Below are 18,712 nucleotides of genomic sequence, written 5' to 3' on the forward strand. Positions count from 1 at the left end.
TGAGCGATGAAGTACACCGCTTTTGCGGCCGTATCGGCCGTGGCACTGGCCTGTGCTGCACCGGCTGTAGCCGGGCCAGAGGCCGAAGTTCTGCACTGGTGGACATCCGGCGGCGAGGCCAAGTCCGCTGCGGTGCTGCAACAGGAATTTGCCGACAACGGCGGCACCTGGACCGACATGCCGGTGGCTGGCGGCGGTGGCGATGCGGCAATGACCGCGCTGCGTGCCCGTGTCCTGTCCGGCAACGCGCCCACCGCAGTGCAGCTGAAAGGCCCGGCGATCCAGGAATGGTATGAGGAAGGCGTGCTGGCCGATATCTCCTCCGTGGCCGAAGCCGAGGGCTGGGGGGACGTGCTGCCCGGCTCCATCGCTGAGCACATGAAATGTGAGGGCAAATGGTGCGCAGCCCCTGTGAACGTGCACCGGGTCGACTGGATCTGGGCCAATGCCGCTCTGTTGGAGGCCAACGGCATCGAAATGCCCCAGACATGGGAAGACTTCAACGCCGCCGCGGACAAACTGATGGCCGCGGGCATCACCCCGCTGGCCCATGGCGGCCAGGCCTGGCAGGACGCTACCGTGTTCGAGGCCGTGGCGCTTGGCTTTCTGGGGCCGGAAGACTTCCGCAAGGCCTTTGTCGAACTGGACATGGACACCCTGAAATCGGAAAAAATGACCGCGGTCTTCGACCAGATGCGCAAGATGCGCGGCTATGTGGATGCCAACTTCCCGGGCCGCGACTGGAACCTTGCCACCTCGATGGTGATGAACGGCGAGGCGGCGTTCCAGATCATGGGCGACTGGGCCAAGGGTGAGTTCCTGGCCGCAGGCAAGGAGCCAGGCAAGGATTTCCTCTGCGCCTCGGTTCCGGGCGACGGGTTCCTCTATAATGTCGACAGCTTTGCCATGTTCGAGGTGGACGGCGAGGATAAGCAGGCCGGGCAGGACCTTTTGGCCAAGCTGATCGTCGGGCCAAAGTTCCAGGAGGTGTTCAACCTCAACAAGGGATCGATCCCGGCACGCGTGGATGTGAAACTGGATGCGTTTGACACCTGCGCGCATCTGTCGGCCAAGGACATGGGTGAAAGCGCTGACAATGGCTCTCTGCTGCCCAGCTATGCCCATGGCATGGCCCTGCGCGGCGCGCAGGCTGGCGCCATCACCGACGTGGTGACGGCGCATTTCAACTCCGAAATGTCCTCGGCTGAGGCCGTGCAGATGCTGGCTGACGCTGTCGCCAATTCGCTCTGATCTCCCCCGGGCCTCGCGTCCTCCGGGATGCGGGGCCACCTATTCAAGGCCCGTTTCCATGACTGAATGGCTTGAACGTCATATTCCGAAGATGGTGCTGGCACCGTCCTTCGCCGCGGTGCTGGTGTTTGTCTACGGCTTCATTGCCTGGACCGCTTGGGTGTCGCTGACCCGCTCGCGTCTGCTGCCGAAATACGAAATCGACGGGCTGATCCAGTACGAGCGCCTGTTCAACGCGCCGCGCTGGGACACCGCGATGTCGAACCTGTTTGTGTTCGGCACCCTGTTCATCCTGATCTCGATGGTCCTCGGCCTGATGCTGGCCATCCTGCTGGACCAGAAGATCCGCACCGAGGGTGTCTTGCGCACCATCTACCTGTATCCGATGGCGCTGTCGCTGATCGTGACCGGCACCGCCTGGAAGTGGATCATGAACCCCGGCCTGGGGCTGGAGGCCATGGTGCGGGGCTGGGGGTTTGAGAGCTTCACCTTCGACTGGGTAATCAACCCGGACAAGGCGATCTATGCGGTGGTCATCGCCGGTGTCTGGCAGGCGTCCGGCTTTGTCATGGCGCTGTTCCTGGCGGGCCTGCGCGGGGTCGATGGCGAGATCATCAAGGCCGCGCAGGTCGATGGCATCCCCGCCTGGCGGATCTATACCGCGATCATCATCCCTTCGATGGCGCCGATCTTCCTCTCTGCCTTCATCGTGCTGGCGCATCTGGCGATCAAGAGCTTCGACCTAGTGATTGCCCTCACCGGCGGCGGCCCCGGCTATGCCACCGATCTGCCCGCCACCTACATGTATACGATGGCCTTTTCCCGCGGCGACATTGGCCAGGCAGCCAGTTCCGCCATGGTGATGATGGGCGTGGTGTTCGCAATCATCGTTCCGTATCTTTACTCTGAGCTGAGGGCCAAACATGACTGATGTGACGCTTGCCCCCGCCGCCGCAGCAAACAGCCGCAACTGGAGCCACTTTGCTCTGCGCTGGACACTGTTCACCCTCCTGGGCCTGTTTGCCCTGTTCTACCTGATGCCGCTCTTTGTGATGATCACCACCTCGCTGAAAAGCCTGGAGGAAATCCGCACCGGCAGCCTGATCGCCTTCCCGCGTGAGGTCACCTTCGACGCCTGGCGCACTGCCTGGTCCGAGGCCTGCACCGGCATTCAATGCGAGGGCTTGCGGCCGTATTTCTGGAACTCCGTGGTGATTGCGGTGCCGGCGGTGGCGATCTCCACCATGCTGGGCGCGGCCAATGGTTATGTGATTGCGCAATGGCGGTTCCGCGGCGCCAACCTGGTCTTCTCGCTGATGCTGTTCGGCTGCTTCATTCCGTTCCAGGTGGTTCTCTTGCCGATGGCGCGGATGCTGGGGCTGATGGGGCTGGCGGGCAGCATTCCGGGGCTGATCTTTGTGCATGTGACTTACGGCATCGGCTTCACCACGCTGTTTTTCCGCAACTTCTATGTCACCATTCCGCAAGACCTGGTGAAGGCAGCCAAGGTGGACGGCGCGGGCTTCTTTCGGATCTTCTGGTCGATTTTCCTGCCGCTGTCGCTGCCGATCATCGTGGTGACCGTCATCTGGCAGTTCACCCAGATCTGGAACGACTTCCTGTTCGGCGTGTCGTTCAGCCAGGCGGGTACCCAGCCGGTGACCGTGGCCCTGAACAACATCGTCAACTCGACCACCGGCGTAAAGGAATACAACGTCGACATGGCCGCTGCGATCATCGCCGCGCTGCCGACGCTGCTTGTCTACGCCGTTGCCGGCAAATACTTCATCCGCGGCCTGACCGCTGGCTCTGTGAAAGGGTAAACCCATGGCTCCCATCCTGGACATCACCAACCTGCGCAAGAACTACGGGTCGACCGAGATCCTGAAGGACATCAACGTCAGCATTGAGCCGGGCGACTTTCTGGTGCTGGTCGGCCCTTCCGGCTGCGGCAAGTCCACGCTGCTCAACTGCATCGCCGGGCTGGAGCCGATCTCCGGCGGGCAGATCGAGATTGGCGGCCGCGACATGACCCATGTCAGCCCCAAGGACCGCGACATCGCCATGGTGTTCCAGTCCTACGCGCTCTACCCGACGATGACGGTCGCCAAGAACATCACCTTCGGCATGAAGGTGCGCGGCGCCGATGCCGCGACGCAGGAGCGCAAGCTGAAAGAGGTCGCGGCACAGCTGCAGATCGAGGCGCTCCTGGACCGGCGCCCCGGTCAGCTGTCGGGCGGCCAGCGCCAGCGGGTGGCAATGGGCCGGGCACTGGTCCGCGATCCCAAGCTGTTCCTGTTTGATGAACCGCTGTCGAACCTCGACGCCAAGCTGCGGGTCGAAATGCGCACCGAGATCAAGAAGCTGCACCACAACCTTGGCGCCACCATGGTCTATGTGACCCATGACCAGATCGAGGCGATGACGCTGGCAACCAAGATCGTGGTGATGAAGGGCGGCGTGGTGCAGCAGATCGGCACGCCCGCTGAGATCTACAACAAGCCCGCCAACCTGTTTGTCGCCGATTTCATGGGCAGCCCGGCGATGAACCTGATCCCGGCGCGCGCCCAGCCGAACGGGCAGGGCACCCGGATCGAGATGGACTGCGGCGGCAGCGCGCCCATCGTGCTGAAGGACAGCCGCGCCACCGGCCTGCCGCAGGACGTGATCCTGGGCGTGCGGCCGGAAGACATTGCCGAGGCAGGCTTCCGCGCAGGCGAAGGCGTACAGGAGGCCGCCTGCATGATCGAGATGGTGGAGCCTGCCGGCGCCGACACCTATGTGGTTTCAGAGCTAGGCGGCAAACAGGTCACGGCGCGGCTGCACGCAGAAACCCGGGCGCAGCCAGGGCAGATGCTGGATCTGGCCTTTGATCTCTCCAAGGTCTCCTACTTCTCGCCCGCAACCGGCGAGCGGCTGAATTGACCGGGCTGCGGCTGGCCGCGGATGTGGGCGGCACCAACACAAGGCTGGGGCTGGCACGCGACGGCCTGCTACTGGCGGACACGGTGCAAAGCTTCCGCAACGAGGCTTTTGGCCGCTTTGCCGAAGTGATGGACCTCTACCTGCACACCGCCGCCCCCGGCGGTGTGGCAGAGGTTACCATTGCCATCGCCGGGCCTGTCACCGGCACCACCGCGCGGCTCACCAACAGGGACTGGCACTTCAACGTCGCGGCCCTGTCGCAGCATCTGAACGGCGCGCAGGTGCATCTGCTCAATGACCTTGCCGCACTGGGGCAGGCCTGCCCGTATTTGCAGACAGACTGCCTCGACACAGTGATTGCCCCTGCAAGCTATACGGGCGGAGACGGCCAGCGGCTGGTGGTGGGTATCGGCACGGGTTTCAACCTCTCGCCGGTGCTGGACGCCGACGGGCAGGTGCAATACCTCAACGTGGAATACGGCCATGTCAGCCTGCCGCTGGATGTCGCGGAGCATCTGCGCAACCATGTGCCGGACGCCGCGAAGTTTGCAACGGTGGAACATCTCTTCTCCGGCCGCGGCCACGCAGCGGTGCGCATGCATTTTCCCAAGGATGACACCGGCACGCGGGATTTCCAGGCCTTTTATGCGGATCTGCTGGCGCTGCTGGCCCGCAACCTGATGCTGGCCTTCCTGCCTACGCAAGGCATGTATTTCGCGGGCGCCGTCGCCCGCAGCATTCTTGTGTCCCCGGCGAGGGCGAATTTCATAGAGGGGTTTCGACAGCCCTTCGAGCTCGACGCCCGCATCGCTGCCCCGGTGCATGTCATCCTGGATGACGCCGCCGCGCTGAAAGGCTGTGCGGCACTGCGCCTGCCTGGGCCGCACTGCTGGAAGTAGCGGCCATGTTTGGATGCTTGCGGGTTGGCGTCAAAGCTACCGCGCCTATTCTGCAAAGAAACGACGAAAGGCACTACACTGAGGAGCATGAGGCCGCCCCGGCAGGCGACTTGGACAAGCAGGATGAAGTGATCAAACGTCCTGTTCAAGGAAGCGCGAAAGCAACTCGGAAAGTATCGTCCCGGGACGCATCCGGCGATCCAAGCGGTTCTCGAACTCATTATATTAGCGCTGCAGGTGCTTGTGCGACATGCGTCAAGCGTCTTTATAGGTCAGATTAGGCTAGCACTGAAGCTATTTCCCGCTGACGCCTTGCGTGGACGTTGTGAACCGGAAGATAGCATAGAGCCTGAGTTTTTGCGGAGGATACGAATCGGCTGAGCGCCTGAAACTGAAACGGCAGGCTGGAGTCAGCCTTCAGCCTGTCAGCAGGAAATGCGTTTTCCGTCCATAAATTTACCATAATTTCGCTTACGCGTTTCTTGTGCCCTGGGGGCGCATCCAGATGTTCAGTCCCGGCATCTGGTGGATCGCATTCGTGATGAACCGGTCTGGCTCTGATGTTCAGATTTGGAAGATGCAAGGGTTTGTTGCAGACTTCGACGCAGCGGATTCATGTAACGCTTCCAGCTGATCGCTGGAGGAATGAGCAGCTGGCCTCCACGAACTAGAGGATCACGAAATGGTCTTCTGCGATGCCACGATCCAGGCCTGTTCAGGCATCAAGGCAGTGTTCGGGTTGCCGATGAGGCAAACGACCGGCTCTGTCGCGAGGTTCTTGCGCCCAATCGGGGTGGATTGGTCCGTTCCGGATTTCAGAAAGCTCTGCCCTCGGCAGAAGACGTTGAGTGTGAACCCCAGAACCGCAGTGCCGAGGCGAAGCTGATCCTCTTGATCGAAAGCACCGTTGTCAAAGCCGGAGGCGAAGGTGAGTGAAAGCAAGCAAGCGTGGAGTTTCCAAGCGCCGTTTTCGGCGCAAGATCCATCTTGGGATCGACGAGGAAACGCTGCGAGTCCGGGCCGCCGGGATACCCAAAACCGCGGCCGTGGGATGTAATCGTCCGGAAAAGAGTAAGCCCGGCCATTTGCCGGCTTCTGCAAAAAAGCTAGTTCAGAGAGAAAACACTTCAGTTTGTTGACGAACCCCAGGGGCACCAGCAGGCAAATGCTGGCGCATAAGCCTGTTCAGGACAGGTGCAGCCTCACCTATGAGGCGGGTTCGGTCCAATGGGTGGAAAAATTAGCCGGTGAGGTTTAATCCTGCTACCTTGATCCAGTTGTCCAGCGCATCCCGCAGTGTGTCGCCCCGTGCCGAATACCCATGCAGATGAACAGACCAGCGGTTTTCGGGCGCGGCTGATTGTTCCCCGCATGCCAGCCTGACTTCGCCTCCCATTTCAATGAATTGAGATGCCCTGCGTATGCCGCTAAGTCCGGACAGAATACGCCAGTCGGAAACACATTGCTGAGTGCTCATCCGTAACATTCGAATCTACTGGAACTGCTGCCTGGTACCAGGAGTGCCATCCCGGCCGCGCTGTTTGGCAAAGGAACGATTGCGTATCATGTTTCCTGGACCCTTGGCTGGGGAACATTGGCCGAATAGACGCGGTATTTGCCGTTTTGATCACCTCTCAACGGGCCAAGCGGGATGACGTTTGTAAAGCCTGAAGACTTGGCAAGCCGTGCAACAACCGGCGGAGACAGAAAGACGAAACGCTCTCCTCCCTGTTCCAGCAGGAATGAACGGAGCCGCTGCAGCACCAGCTGCCCTGCTCCCGGAGTTCCATTTGAAGCAAACCTGGTGAGCTCCCAAACCGCGGGATCGCATGGCGGTTCGGCGTCACATAGGTCTGCGGGCAGTCCTGGCAGCAGGCCGCGGACTGCATCCCGCACCATGTAGGTCATTTCGGAACTGCCAGGATAGCGGCCCCCGCGGTCTGTGCGCAGCAGCCTCGCCCCGGCCAGCGCTTCGTTCGTGGCAGGATCAAAGGCGACAATATAATAGGCGTCCAAGTGATCGTACTGGTCCAGATCGCTTTGGCAGGACAGCCACACGCGCCAGTTTTTACCTTCGGCGAACACGCTCTTCCGCAACGACATAAAAGCGTCCAGCACGCCCTGATCGGAACTTCTCAGCGTTTTTGGCAACCGCACGGGCGCGAACTGGACAACCATGGTTTCAATCGCCATGTGGGGCGCCGCCATCATGGTGGCGTTATCGTTTTGCATCAGAGTATCTCCAGTACGCATTTTGACCGTCCCCACTCAGCAAATACATCTAATGGTAGATTTTTGGTTGTCCAGAACTACCACATTGCGGCATACTATTAGCAACCCTGGTTACATCAGATGAGACCTAAGTTGCGGGCAATGCAACCTCGGTCGCCGCTGTGGAAACCTAAGTTGCAAAACATGGGAGATGGTCGTCAGAGATGCCAAAATCTGTAATTACAACGAATCTGCCCTCTGACGGTGCTAACAGCACCAGGATTGCGGCGGCATTTTCGGCCTGCAGATCCGAGATCAACGAAGTAAGCACTTCGGGTTTCACCCTCATGGTCAACTTTTCAATCATGGGTTACGAACACTTTGAGTGCTCCTTCCATGACAAGTGGAAGGAGCAGTATGACCGGGAAAATTATTTCCTTCATGATCCTGTTTTCAATTGGGCACTGAAGAACGAAGGAGCCATACGCTGGTCGGCTGTCGAGCTGCCTGATCCTTTGCAAATCCTCGAAAAATCTCAGCGGTACGGCTTGGTCTATGGTGCGGCGTTTGCAGCTCTGACGGGTTCAAAAAGATCTATGGTGTTTGTTTCCCGGCACGACAGGGAGCTTTCGGATGTCGAGATGCGCTCACTGAGCATGACGATCACGGAGTTTTTCGACGCGCTGCTTCCGCCCCCGTCCCTGTCCGAGAAAGAATTGGAGATGCTGCGGCTGCATATCCAGCAGGAGCTATCCTATGATGAGATCGCCGAGCAGTTTTCGCTTTCTTTGTCTGCAGTGAAGACCAGCTTCCTGAGGATGAGGCAAAAGTTTGGCTGCAAGTCCACTGCACGCCTCGCCTACCTGGCAAAGGAGCGCAATTTGTTTGGGGTGGAGCCGCGCTGAGCCTGTTGGCTGGTCTTGACCGGAGCTCCAAACGAGCAGTTCGGAAAGCCGTGGAATTAGCTCATACCGCCGCGATGGAAAGCCGCGGAAGCAGGGGGGTGGCCCTGCAAACAGACCCTAACATGAGAAGCCCCGGCGCATTCCGCCGGGGCTTCTCATGTTTAAGAGGCAAAGCGGATATCAGGCGCCCGCCGTCTCGCGTTTTTCTACGCCGCGGAAGAAGATCAGGTAGAAAACCGGGGCCGCTACCAGCGTCAGGACCGTGGCAAAGGCCAGCCCGCCCATGATGGTGATTGCCATCGACACGAAGAAGGCATCGGTCAGCAAAGGCGCCATGCCGAGGATGGTTGTCACCGCCGCCAGCATCACCGGGCGCAGACGCGAAACCGAGGCCTCTACTATTGCTTCGCGCAGCGGTTTGCCGGTCTCGCGTACGAGGTCGATCTCTTCGACCAGCACGATGCCGTTCTTGATCAGCATCCCCGAAAGGCTGAGGAGACCCAGCAGGGCGGTGAAAGTGAAGGGAAAGCCCGTACCCAGCAGCCCGATCACCACACCGTTAACAGACATCGGCACCAGCAGCCAGATAATGACCGGCTGGCGGATCGCGTTGAACAGCAGCACAGAAATCAGCACCATGATCAGAAGGGTCACCGGCAGCTGCTTGCCAAGGCTTTCATTGGCGTCGCCCGAGCTTTCATGCTCACCGCCCCATTCCATCAGGTAGCCGGGTGGTATTTCCATCGCTTCGATCGTGTCCCGTATCTCGGCAAACACGGTGGCGGCGGTCATGTCCGGCGGGATGTCCGCGCCGACAGTCAGCGTAGGCAGCCGGTCCCGGCGTTGCACCAGAGTATTCTCCACCTCGACATCAATGCCGTCGATCATCTGCTCCAGCGGCAGAAATTTTCCGGCAGAGGAGGAGAACACTACTTGATCGTAAATATTGTAGGTTTCCTCTGGCGCGCGGCGCACAACAATGGGGATCAGCCGGTCGCGCTCGCGGAAGACGCCCATCTGCAGGCCATCGGTGGAGAACTGCAGCGCGTCGGCAATGTTTTCCCGGGTGACGCCCGCGGTCTGCGCCCGGTCGGTGGCATAGACGGGTTTCAGAACCGGCTCCTGCTCGCGCCAGTTATGGCGCGGCAGCAGGATGTTGGGAGAGGCCGCTTCCAGCCGCCGGATTGCGTCTTCGCCCAGGCTGCGCAGGACGCGGGGATCGGGGCCGGAAAATCGCACCTGGATCGGATCGCCGCCGCCGGGGCCGAACACCAGCCGTTTGGTGCGGAATTCTCCCTCAGGGAACCTTGATTGGCCAAAGGCCTCCAGTTCAGCCTGCAAAGGCGGAATGGCGTCCAGGCTCGCGGTGCGGATAATCAAGTGCCCGTAGCTAGGGTTCGGCTTTTCGGCGGAATAGGTCAGCATGAAGCGGGTTGCGCCCTGACCGGTGAAGGACGCCACAGAAACTACATCTTCGCGTGCGCCAAGCCAGTCTTCGAACACTTGCAGATGCTCGGACGTGGTCTGTATCGAGGTTCCCTGCGGCAGTTTGTAATGGACGAAGAACAGGGGGGTGTTGGAATCCGGGAAGAATTGCTGCCGCACTTGCCCGAAACCGATAAAGCAGACCACGGTGACGGTAATCAGCCCAGCGACGACCATCCAGCGCAGCTTCAGAGATGCCCGCAGAATTGCGCCGTAGGTGCGGAACAGGACACCATTATAGGCATCGCCATCCCCTTCCTTGCCCTGTTTGAAGAAATAATGACCCAACAGCGGTGTGGCTGTCAGAGCCAGGAACCAGCTGAGCAGCAGCGAAATAGCAATCACCGCGAACAGAGAGAACAGGAACTCGCCAGTCGCATCCGGGCTGAGACCGATACCGGCAAAGGCCATGATGCCGATCACCGTGGCGCCAAGCAGAGGGATTTGTGTTTTCGAGGCTGCATCATGCGCCGCCTCGCGGGAAGTCTTGCCGCGCAGCATGGAGATTTGCATTCCCTCCGCCACGACAATGGCGTTGTCGACCAGCATCCCCATGGCAATGATCAGCGCACCAAGCGAGATCCGCTCCATCTCGATCGAGAACATGTTCATGAAGAACAGCGTGCCCACCACGGTCAGCAGGAGGGTGGTGCCCACCACAACAGCGGCGCGCCAGCCCATGAACAGCGCCAGCACGACCACCACGATGGACACCGACATAGCCAGGTTCACCAGGAAGTCGTTGGAGGCCTGCTCGACGACAACATGCTGCTGGTAGATTGGTTTCAGCTCGACACCATAAGGAATCTGGCCGTCCAGAGCTGCCAGTTTGGCATCAACGTTCTTGCCTACTTCGACGATGTTTTCGGAGGCAAGGCCTGCAATGCCAAGTGTAAAGGCCTCGACCCCGTCGAAACGGATGATGAGATCCGGGTTGTCGATGCGGCCGCGGTGCACATCGGCCATATCGATTACGTTGACCACCTCACCCTGCCAGCCGATCGCCAGGCCTTGAATTTCAGAAACCGAGTCCGAGCCTTCAGGCGCTCGCATCAGGGTTTCGGCAGGCCCGGCATCAAGGCTGCCGGCAGAACGGACCGAATTGGACGCGGCCAGAGCGTTGCTGATTGCGTCAATCGGCACATTCTGATTGACCGAAACCGCCATTGTAGGTTCGACGAAGATCGCCTCCTGCGGAAGCCCGGCGATTTCAACATCTGCCACCCCGTTCACCGTCAGCAACTCGCGCCGCAAGTAGGTTGCCAGGTCATGCTTTTCGGCATCTGTGTAGCCTTCCGCCGTCACCGCATAGAACAGGCCGAACACATCGCCGAAGCCGTCGTTCACAACCGGCTGGCTGACATCCTCGGGCAGAGAGCGGGCGGCATCGCGGACTTCTGCACGCAGTTTGGTCCAGATGGCAGGCAGTTCGGTGCCGTCGTACGTATCCTGCATCTCCACTTCGATCAGGGAGAAGCCGGGCTGGTTGACAGAAGTGATCAGCTTGACCTCGCCCATTTTTTGGATTGCGGATTCCAGAGGCTCGGAGACTTCACGCGCAACCTGTTCGCTGTTGGCGCCGGGGTATTGTGTCGCAATGACCGCGGATTTGATGGTGAAGGCCGGATCTTCGAGCCGGCCCAAGTTCAGAAACCCCCAGATGCCGCCAAGCAACGCAGCCAGCATGATGATCCAGGTATAAAGCGGCCGGTTGATCGACCCGCGTGCAATGTCCATCTGCCAGCCCTCAGTTTCCGAAACCGGTAAAGCGTCTGACCCGCTGTCCATCCTTCAGCGCACCGCCTCCGGTCAACACAATCTCTTCGTTTCCAGCAAGGCCGTTTGCCACGCGGAAATCACCGTTCTGTGCGGCTTCAACCTTGACTTTGGTCCATGCGACGGTGCCTTCTTCAGCGCCTGCAGGCGAAAAGACCATAACACCGGTGCTGCCATCGGTTGCAGTGACCAAGGCAGTGGACGGCACCCTGATGCCTGCATCGCCGGTGTTCACCTGCACTTTTACAGTTGCAGATGCACCCGGCAGGATCTGGCGGTTTTCGGGCGGGGTCAGGCGGAATGTCACCTGGTATGTCTGCCCGACGCTGCTCGCCTCTGCGTCATATTCAAGGATTTCCAACGGGTACTCGGTCTCTTGGCCGGGAAAGTTTGCAACAATCGTCCGCACATCGCTTTCCTCAGCCCTTTGGAACAGCACTTCGGGCACATCAACCTTGATGTGCAGTTCAGACATGTCGTGCAGCCGCACAATGGGCGTACCTGAGCTGACGGTGGTGAACTGCTCCACCTCACGGCTGGACACCAGCGCATCAAAGGGCGCGTCCAGGGTGGCGTGTTCGAATTCATACTCTGCGTCGCGCAGCGCCACCCGTGCCAGCCCCGCCTCAGTCTCAGCGTCGTCGATCGAGACCTGGCTTACGGTGCCAGTCAGATTTTTCAGGCGTGCCACTGTACGGTCAGCCTGTTCCTTACGCAGTTGCGCCTGCTCCAGCTGCAATGCGAACGGCTCCAGGTCGAGTTCGGCAATCAGCCCGCCCTTCGCGACAGCACTGCCTTCGGCCACCGGGAATCTCAAGATTTGACCCGAAACCTGAAACGCAAGATCCACCGTCTGCTTGGCCGCAACCTGGCCGAAGAACTGCCGTTCCATAAGCAATGCTTCCGAGGAGGTTTGCAGCAGCTTGACCGGTTTCAGTCCTTCTTGGGCAGGGGCGGCTGGGGGCAAGGCCGCAAGCCCCGCAGCCAAGACTGCGGCAAATGCAAACGAGTTAGGCAAGCGCATGCGTATCACTCCTTATTGGGCAGTTTTCTTGCTGTTCCGCTGTGTATGGGAGTTTCAGGAGGCGCTGCCTCTAGTGCAAGACAATATGCCGGGACCTGTGCGAATTAGCCGGTTTCCCGGTGTTTCCCTGTGAACAAGATCACAAATGGTAATAATTCTGCTACGTGCTTAGCCAAAGTGGATATGGGAACCTTCTGCAAGGCACCTTCCGCTCAGTCAGAACAGTGAGTACCCAACGCTTTGGAAAAAGCCGGTCAAGCGGAAGACAGCCCCACTCGTTGCCTCGGAATCGTAGTTAACAGTTTCCGGCCGGCTGATCCTCGGCCTCGGGCGACCAGTGTTGCGCGCAAGGAGGGGATACGGCCATCAGATCAACCGCGCGGGCGGCGATCTGTTCAGCGGCCTGTTCCAGGGTCCGGTGCCCCAAGTAGAATGCAGGAACCGGCGGCATGATGATGGCGCCCATCTCGGTTGCCGCTGTCATGTTCCGAAGATGAGCCAAGGTCAGCGGTGCTTCGCGGGGCAGCAGAACCAGGCGCCTGCGCTCCTTGAGTTGTACCCCCGCTGCCCGTGTCAGAAGATTATCGTCGAGACCATGCGCGATGGCGGCGAGGGAGCGCATCGAACAGGGAGCAATGATCATTCCTGAAACCGGAACCGAGCCTGACGCAATGGCGGCGCCAATGTCGTCAATTGCATGGCTGCGGGTGACCATTGCTTCGAGCGCTCGCAAGGCCTCCGGGCCGCATTCCTCCGCGAGGGTGCGCCTGGCTGCGGCGCTGGCAACCAAGTCGGTCTCAACCCCAAGGGAGGCCAAATGCCGGGCCGCCGCCAAGCCGAGCATAGCGCCGGACGCGCCGGAAACCCCCAGCACCACCCGCCGGGCGCTCATGCCCCCAGCTCCGGCATGAGGCGGGCAACCAGGTCAGCGGCAAATGCCTGATCTTCTGCCGCCCCGTGCATGACCTGCCCCCATTCCCGGGCGGTTTCACTTCCAATCTTGGTTGTGGCGTCGATGCCTATCTTGCCGGCCAGGCCTGGCTGGGGCGACGCGAAGTCGAGGTAATCCATTGGCGTGTTCTCCAAAATCATCACATCGCGGGAAGGGTCCATGCGTGTCGCCAGCACCCAGGCGATGTCATCCCAGTTCCGCGGGTCAGCATCGGCATCAACGGCAATGATCATCTTTGTGTAGCTGAATTGCGGCAGCATTCCCCAAAGCGCCATCATCACCCGGCGGGCCTGGCCAGGGTAGCGTTTGTCTATGCTGACAACGGCAATGCGGTAGGAGCAGGCGGCCGGAGGCAGCCACAGGTCGCGGATTTCGGGGATTTGCGCCTGCACCGTTGGCAGGGCCAGCCGGTTGAACACCTCACCGATGATGGCGGGTTCATCCGGCGGCCGGCCGGTATAGGTGGACAGGTACAGCGGATTTTCGCGATGCGTCACTGCACTCACCTGCATAACGGGAAAGGGTTCGTCAGGATTGTAATAGCCTGTGTGGTCGCCAAAGGGGCCTTCAGGCGCGGTTTCGTCCGGTGATACCCAGCCCTCCAGAACAATCTCGGCATCGGCGGGCACCATCAGGGGCACGCTCTTGCACGGGACCATGCGCGGCCGGGCTCCGCCAAGCGCCCCGGCAAAGGTTAGCTCGGACACGGTTTCCGGCAGCGGCAGCGCCGCCGACAGCAGCGTTGCCGGGTCCGCACCCAGTACCACCGCCACCGGCATTTTTTCGCCTCGTGAAACCCAGCTTCTATAGTGCGCGGCACCGCCCCGGTGGGGCAGCCAGCGCATGATCAGCCGGGAGCGGTCCAGCACCTGCGCCCGGTAGACGCCGGCATTGCAGCAACTTAGGTCCTGCGGGCCGCTGCCATGCGGCCGGGTGATCACGACCGGCCAGGTGATCAGCGGCCCCGCATCGCGAGGCCAATGGGTCTGCACCGGAAGCTTGGAGAGATTTGCATCCGCTCCTTCGCGCACAACGGCCTGCACCGGTGCTGTTTTGACGATCCTTGACCGGGTGGCCAAGGCGGCCTTGAGCATGGGCCAGCGCGAAAGCGCATCCCGTAATCCCTCTGGCGGAGCGGGTGACCTGAGCGCCGCGAGAAAGGCACCCAGTTCATCAAGCTGGTCCAGTGAAACCCCCAGGCCGGCCGCCACCCGCTCAGCCGTGCCGAACAGGTTCACAACAACCGGAATTTCCGAAGCCAGCCCGCTGTCCAGAACCGGGTGGCTGAACTGCAGGACCGGACCGCCGGCCTCCAGCACAGCGCGATGCACCGCCGTCATCTGATGCTGCACGGACACCGGATCCGGGATTTTCTGGAACTGCCCGGCTCCTTCGCACCAATCAAGGAAGTGGCGCAGGCTGGGGTATGGCGGAAGTGTACGAATGGTACTGCTCCATTGCTGGCTTACGCGGATCCCTAGCAGAGATTTACCCCCTGAATTTGTTCGCGCTCAAACTCGGGAGGCCTGCTGCAGAATAGAACCGCTGTGATTGAAACCACCGGCGGGAAAGGAAAATTATTTGCCACAGCCCCAAGTTCCCCAATGCCCGGCTGCTCTGGCGCGCATTCTGCGGGTGGCGCCGCTTGTGCCGTTATCCCTTTCGCTGACCGCCTTCTGCCGCCACATAGGCAAGCGTCACCCGGGATTGTTCCGCCGCCTGGGCGAGCACAGCCGCGCGCGCTTCGTCCTAAACCCGGTCGACCTACCCATCATGCTCTGCCTGGCTCCCAACGGCGGTGCCCCTACCCTGCGCGCACTGCGCGGAGATTGTGAGGGAGAGGCGCGCATATCCGGCCCGTTTGCTGCGTTGCTGGGGCTTGTCCACGGGGCCTATGACGGGGATGCGCTGTTTTTCTCCCGCGATTTGGTGATTGAGGGTGACACCGGCGCCGTCCTGGCCCTGCGCAATGCGGTGGATGATGCCGAACTGGACCTGTCACAGGAAATCGCCGCCCTTTCCGGACCGTTTTCCCGCATTATCCTTCAGACCGCCGCCTTTGCCGAACGGCGTACTGGCGTCAGCCTGGCCCGGCCGGAAGAGGACTGGGCATGGTGATGGAAATTGTCTGTCCCGCCGGCACGCCTGCCGCGCTGCGTGCCGCGGTCAGGGCCGGGGCGCATACCGTATATTGCGGCTTCAACGATGAGACCAACGCCCGCAACTTTCCCGGCCTGAACTTTGACCGCAGCGAAATGCGCGAGGGTGTGGATTTTGCCCATGCCCATGGCGCCAGGGTTCTGGTGGCGATCAACACCTTCCCCCGTGCAGGCAATCAATCAATCTGGCACCGTGCCATTGACGACGCAGAACTCTCGGGCGCGGATGCTGTGATCCTTGCAGATGCCGGACTGCTGGACTTCGCCGCACGCGCCCATCCGGGTTTGCGTCTGCATCTCTCAGTTCAGGCCGCCGCCGCCAATGCCGATATCATCAATTTCTACGCCGGCACCTTTGGTGTGAAACGCGTGGTTCTGCCGCGTGTGCTGTCGGTGCCGGAAATCGCTGCCATCAATGCCGAAACGGATGTGGAAACCGAAGTCTTTGTGTTTGGCGGCTTGTGCGTCATGGCCGAGGGGCGCTGCTCGCTGTCGTCTTATGCAACTGGTCTTTCGCCCAATATGAACGGTGTCTGCTCGCCTGCAAGCCATGTGAAATACCACGACAACAACGGAGAGCTGGATGCCAGGCTGGGCGGGTTCACGATCCACAGGGCAGCAAAGGATGAGCCCGCCCCCTATCCGACCCTGTGCAAGGGCTGCTTTTCGGCGGGCGGCCAGACCGGGCATCTGTTCGAAGATCCTGTCAGCCTCAATGCCGAACAGCTGATCCCTCAGCTGCAACAGGCCGGCGTCAGGGCCTTGAAGATCGAAGGGCGCCAGCGCTCCAAATCCTACGTCGCGCAAGTGGTGCGCAATTTCCGCGCCGCGGTTGATGCGCTCGAGGCAGGCAGGCCCTTGCCCGAGGGGATGCTCGCACGGCTGTCGGAAGGCCAGGCCATGACCACCGGCGCCTACAAGAAAACCTGGAGGTAACAGTATGGAACTGACTGTCGGGCCAAACCAGTTCTTCTGGCCGGCCGAAACCTGGAGCGCATTTTACGAAGGCCTGGCTGATGCCCCCGTTGACCGCGTCGTTCTGGGCGAGCTTGTCTGCTCCAAACGCCTGCCATTCTACCAGGACCGCATTCCTGAAGCACTCACTGCTCTTGCCGAAGCCGGCAAGGAGGCGGTTCTGACCAGCCTGGCGCTTGTCACTCTCAAGCGTGAACGCAAACTGACAGCGGAACTTTCGGACATGGGGGTGACGGTGGAGATAAACGACCTGACCGCCCTGGCGCATTTGCCCAAAGGCCTGGGCTTTCACGTCGGGCCGCTGGTCAATGTCTATAACGAGGGGACCTTGGCCTGGCTGGCATCGCTGGGCGCCAGACGGATCTGCCTGCCGCCTGAATTGCCTGTTGCGTCGGTTGAATCACTGGCCCGCGCCGGTGCCAGCCTTGGCGTGGACATCGAGGTTTGGGGACATGGCCGGCTGCCGCTGGCCATATCCGGGCGCTGCTATCACGCGCGGCTGCACAAGCGGACCAAGGACAATTGCCAGTTTGCCTGCGAACAAGACCCGGACGGGCTGGAGGTCCGGACGCTTGAGGACCGGCCGTTTATGGCGATGAACGGGGTGCAGACACTGTCGGATAGCTATGCCTGCGCCGACTATCAGATCGAGGCTCTTGCCGCAGCAGGTGTCTCCGCCTTGCGGCTGTCACCGCAATCCTGCGGCTTTAACCGGATTTGCGAATTTTACCGTGAGCGGCTGGAAGGCACACTGCCCGCCGGTGCAATTGCCGGCGAAATCCAGCGCACAACACCGGAAATTCGCCTAAGTGATGGTTTCCTGAATGGGCCCAGCGGCGTATCCTGGTCTGCCAAGCCTGACTTGCGATGACTTTGGGGCGTGATTTCAGCACGTTTTGGGATGCGCCTTACCGCCCGCTCTTTCTTGCTGCATTCCTCGGCGCGCTGCTGTCCGTGGCCTGGTGGCCATTGGGCGTTGGGTTTGGCCTGCCCGGCCCTGACTTTGCGCCTGCTGTCTTGTGGCATGTCCATGAATTGTTCTTCGGCTTTGCCGCTGCGGCCATCGCAGGCTACCTGCTGACAGCTCTGCCTGGCTGGGCGGCATGCCCTCCCCTAAAAGGGGCTGGTCTGAAAGCACTGGTTCTTGTTTGGGTCCTGGCGCGGGCCGCCATTGCCAAGTTCGATGCGTTGCCCTTGGTAATACCTCTGGCCCTGAATACGGGTTTCCTGGCCGGGCTCGCAGGCTTTCTCTGCCATCAGCTGGCCGCTGCCAGGGCCTTTCACAAGCTTGGGTATCCGGCTGCAATTATGGGCCTTTCCCTCTGCGAAACCGTGTTCCTGATCGAGGCAGTCGGCGGCAATATCAGGACCTGCCTTGACCTGGCACATATTGCCCTCGCTGGCATACTGCTGCTGCTGTTCTCTGTCGGCGCCCGGACAGTCCCTGCCTTTACCCGCAATTGGCTGGCCCAGCAGGACGATGCAGGCCCGCCGGTGCGGAACGCAACGCAGTTGCGCTCTCTGCTGCTGGGCCTGCTGTTTCTGGCACTGGCACTGAAGCCCGCCGGGTTTGCAGCTGCGGCCTCCGCTATATGGGCCGCGGCAGGTGCACTGATGCTATGGTTCATGCGGGGCTGGAGAACCGGGAAAGCGCTCTTTAACCCGCTGCTGGCAGCGCAGCACCTTGCCTTTGTCTGGCTGGCCTTCGGCACACTGGCTTTCGGTGCTGCCGGGCTTGGCATCATCGCTTTTCCGGTTCCTGACGCGCTTCACGCCATTACCATCGGCGCCATGACCGGATTCATAATGGCCATTTCGGGCCGGGCGGGCAGCCATCGTCCGAACGGGGAAATGCGTGCAGGCGCCGGGTTCACGGCCGGATGCACGCTGGTGTGGCTTGCCGCCTGCACCCGTCTGGCTCCGCCTCTTCTTCCGGCCTTTTCCCAGAGCCTGACAACAACCGCCGCCGTGCTTTGGTGTGCCGGCTGGCTTGCCTTCATTACCGCTTTTCTGCCTGCGCTCTCTGGCCCGGTCCAGCGGCCAGTCCTCAGCGGTCGCAGTTCCGGGCGGCAGTAACAGTGTTTCAACACTAGGGAGAACTGAATGAAAGCGCCTTAGAGGTTAGGCGAGGGCTCCGGTTCCTGCCCGTT

The 18,712-nt window shown here is 60.8% G+C and carries 16 protein-coding genes and 1 pseudogene; 12 read left to right on the plus strand and 5 right to left on the minus strand.

Annotated elements, in window-relative coordinates; all coding sequences use genetic code 11:
- Positions 1-6 precede the first annotated feature (6 nt).
- The 7 genes and pseudogenes from N6L27_RS15530 to N6L27_RS23300 form a co-directional block, all read left to right on the plus strand.
- Positions 7-1,251 (plus strand): ABC transporter substrate-binding protein, encoded by a 1,245-nt coding sequence (locus N6L27_RS15530; protein WP_271908209.1) that lies wholly within the window; start codon positions 7-9, stop codon positions 1,249-1,251.
- 58 nt (positions 1,252-1,309) lie between these two features.
- Complete coding sequence (locus N6L27_RS15535) at positions 1,310-2,182, plus strand: carbohydrate ABC transporter permease (RefSeq protein WP_065269531.1); 873 nt, start codon at positions 1,310-1,312, stop codon at positions 2,180-2,182.
- Positions 2,175-3,074, plus strand: a complete 900-nt coding sequence (locus N6L27_RS15540) for a carbohydrate ABC transporter permease (RefSeq protein WP_271908210.1) — start codon at positions 2,175-2,177, stop codon at positions 3,072-3,074. Before N6L27_RS15535 ends, N6L27_RS15540 begins: the two co-directional genes overlap by 8 nt.
- Before the next feature lie 4 nt (positions 3,075-3,078).
- Positions 3,079-4,176, plus strand: coding sequence for an ABC transporter ATP-binding protein (locus N6L27_RS15545; protein WP_271908211.1), 1,098 nt, complete (start codon positions 3,079-3,081; stop codon positions 4,174-4,176).
- A complete protein-coding gene (locus tag N6L27_RS15550) occupies positions 4,173-5,075 on the plus strand; it encodes a glucokinase (protein ID WP_271908212.1) in 903 nt (300 codons plus the stop codon). The genes N6L27_RS15545 and N6L27_RS15550 overlap by 4 nt, the downstream gene beginning before the upstream one ends.
- Positions 5,076-5,757: 682 nt before the next feature.
- Positions 5,758-5,961, plus strand: a complete 204-nt coding sequence (locus N6L27_RS23295; RefSeq protein WP_442915784.1) for a transposase — start codon at positions 5,758-5,760, stop codon at positions 5,959-5,961.
- Positions 5,958-6,097 (plus strand): annotated as a pseudogene (locus N6L27_RS23300) (IS5/IS1182 family transposase); the annotation flags it as partial. The gene N6L27_RS23295 and the pseudogene N6L27_RS23300, both read left to right, overlap by 4 nt.
- Positions 6,098-6,638: 541 nt before the next feature.
- Here the strand turns inward: N6L27_RS23300 and N6L27_RS15560 are convergent.
- Positions 6,639-7,307, minus strand: a complete 669-nt coding sequence (locus tag N6L27_RS15560; protein ID WP_271908215.1) for an acyl-homoserine-lactone synthase — start codon at positions 7,305-7,307, stop codon at positions 6,639-6,641.
- A gap of 203 nt (positions 7,308-7,510) precedes the next feature.
- Here N6L27_RS15560 and N6L27_RS15565 point away from each other — a divergent pair, with 203 nt between their 5' ends.
- Positions 7,511-8,191, plus strand: coding sequence for a helix-turn-helix transcriptional regulator (locus N6L27_RS15565; RefSeq protein ID WP_271908216.1), 681 nt, complete (start codon positions 7,511-7,513; stop codon positions 8,189-8,191).
- A 180-nt stretch (positions 8,192-8,371) separates the two neighbouring features.
- Here N6L27_RS15565 and N6L27_RS15570 read toward each other — a convergent pair whose 3' ends face one another.
- The 4 genes from N6L27_RS15570 to N6L27_RS15585 form a co-directional block, all read right to left on the minus strand.
- Entirely contained in the window at positions 8,372-11,413 is a 3,042-nt protein-coding gene (locus N6L27_RS15570; protein ID WP_271908217.1) for an efflux RND transporter permease subunit, read from the minus strand.
- Positions 11,414-11,423: 10 nt separating this feature from the next.
- Positions 11,424-12,476, minus strand: coding sequence for an efflux RND transporter periplasmic adaptor subunit (locus N6L27_RS15575; RefSeq protein WP_271908218.1), 1,053 nt, complete (start codon positions 12,474-12,476; stop codon positions 11,424-11,426).
- Between the two features lie 295 nt (positions 12,477-12,771).
- The gene (locus tag N6L27_RS15580) at positions 12,772-13,368 is read right to left on the minus strand and encodes a UbiX family flavin prenyltransferase (protein ID WP_271908219.1); all 597 of its coding nucleotides are present in this window, start codon (positions 13,366-13,368) and stop codon (positions 12,772-12,774) included.
- Positions 13,365-14,873, minus strand: a complete 1,509-nt coding sequence (locus N6L27_RS15585; protein ID WP_271908344.1) for a UbiD family decarboxylase — start codon at positions 14,871-14,873, stop codon at positions 13,365-13,367. The genes N6L27_RS15580 and N6L27_RS15585 overlap by 4 nt, the downstream gene beginning before the upstream one ends.
- A 136-nt stretch (positions 14,874-15,009) precedes the next feature.
- Between N6L27_RS15585 and ubiT the strand changes: the two genes are divergently transcribed.
- From ubiT to N6L27_RS15605, 4 genes are read left to right on the plus strand one after another with little or no spacing between them, the layout of a single operon-like run.
- A complete protein-coding gene (gene ubiT, locus N6L27_RS15590) occupies positions 15,010-15,546 on the plus strand; it encodes a ubiquinone anaerobic biosynthesis accessory factor UbiT (protein WP_271908221.1) in 537 nt (178 codons plus the stop codon).
- Positions 15,546-16,523, plus strand: a complete 978-nt coding sequence (ubiU, locus tag N6L27_RS15595) for a ubiquinone anaerobic biosynthesis protein UbiU (protein WP_271908345.1) — start codon at positions 15,546-15,548, stop codon at positions 16,521-16,523. Before ubiT ends, ubiU begins: the two co-directional genes overlap by 1 nt.
- A gap of 4 nt (positions 16,524-16,527) precedes the next feature.
- Positions 16,528-17,433 carry a ubiquinone anaerobic biosynthesis protein UbiV gene (gene ubiV, locus N6L27_RS15600; protein WP_271908222.1) on the plus strand — a complete coding sequence of 302 codons (906 nt, stop codon included), beginning with the start codon at positions 16,528-16,530 and terminating at the stop codon, positions 17,431-17,433.
- Positions 17,430-18,638 carry an NnrS family protein gene (locus N6L27_RS15605; RefSeq protein WP_271908223.1) on the plus strand — a complete coding sequence of 403 codons (1,209 nt, stop codon included), beginning with the start codon at positions 17,430-17,432 and terminating at the stop codon, positions 18,636-18,638. Before ubiV ends, N6L27_RS15605 begins: the two co-directional genes overlap by 4 nt.
- Positions 18,639-18,712: the final 74 nt, after the last annotated feature.

It is taken from the genome of Leisingera sp. SS27, from assembly GCF_028368855.1.
In the GTDB taxonomy this organism is placed as follows: domain Bacteria; phylum Pseudomonadota; class Alphaproteobacteria; order Rhodobacterales; family Rhodobacteraceae; genus Leisingera.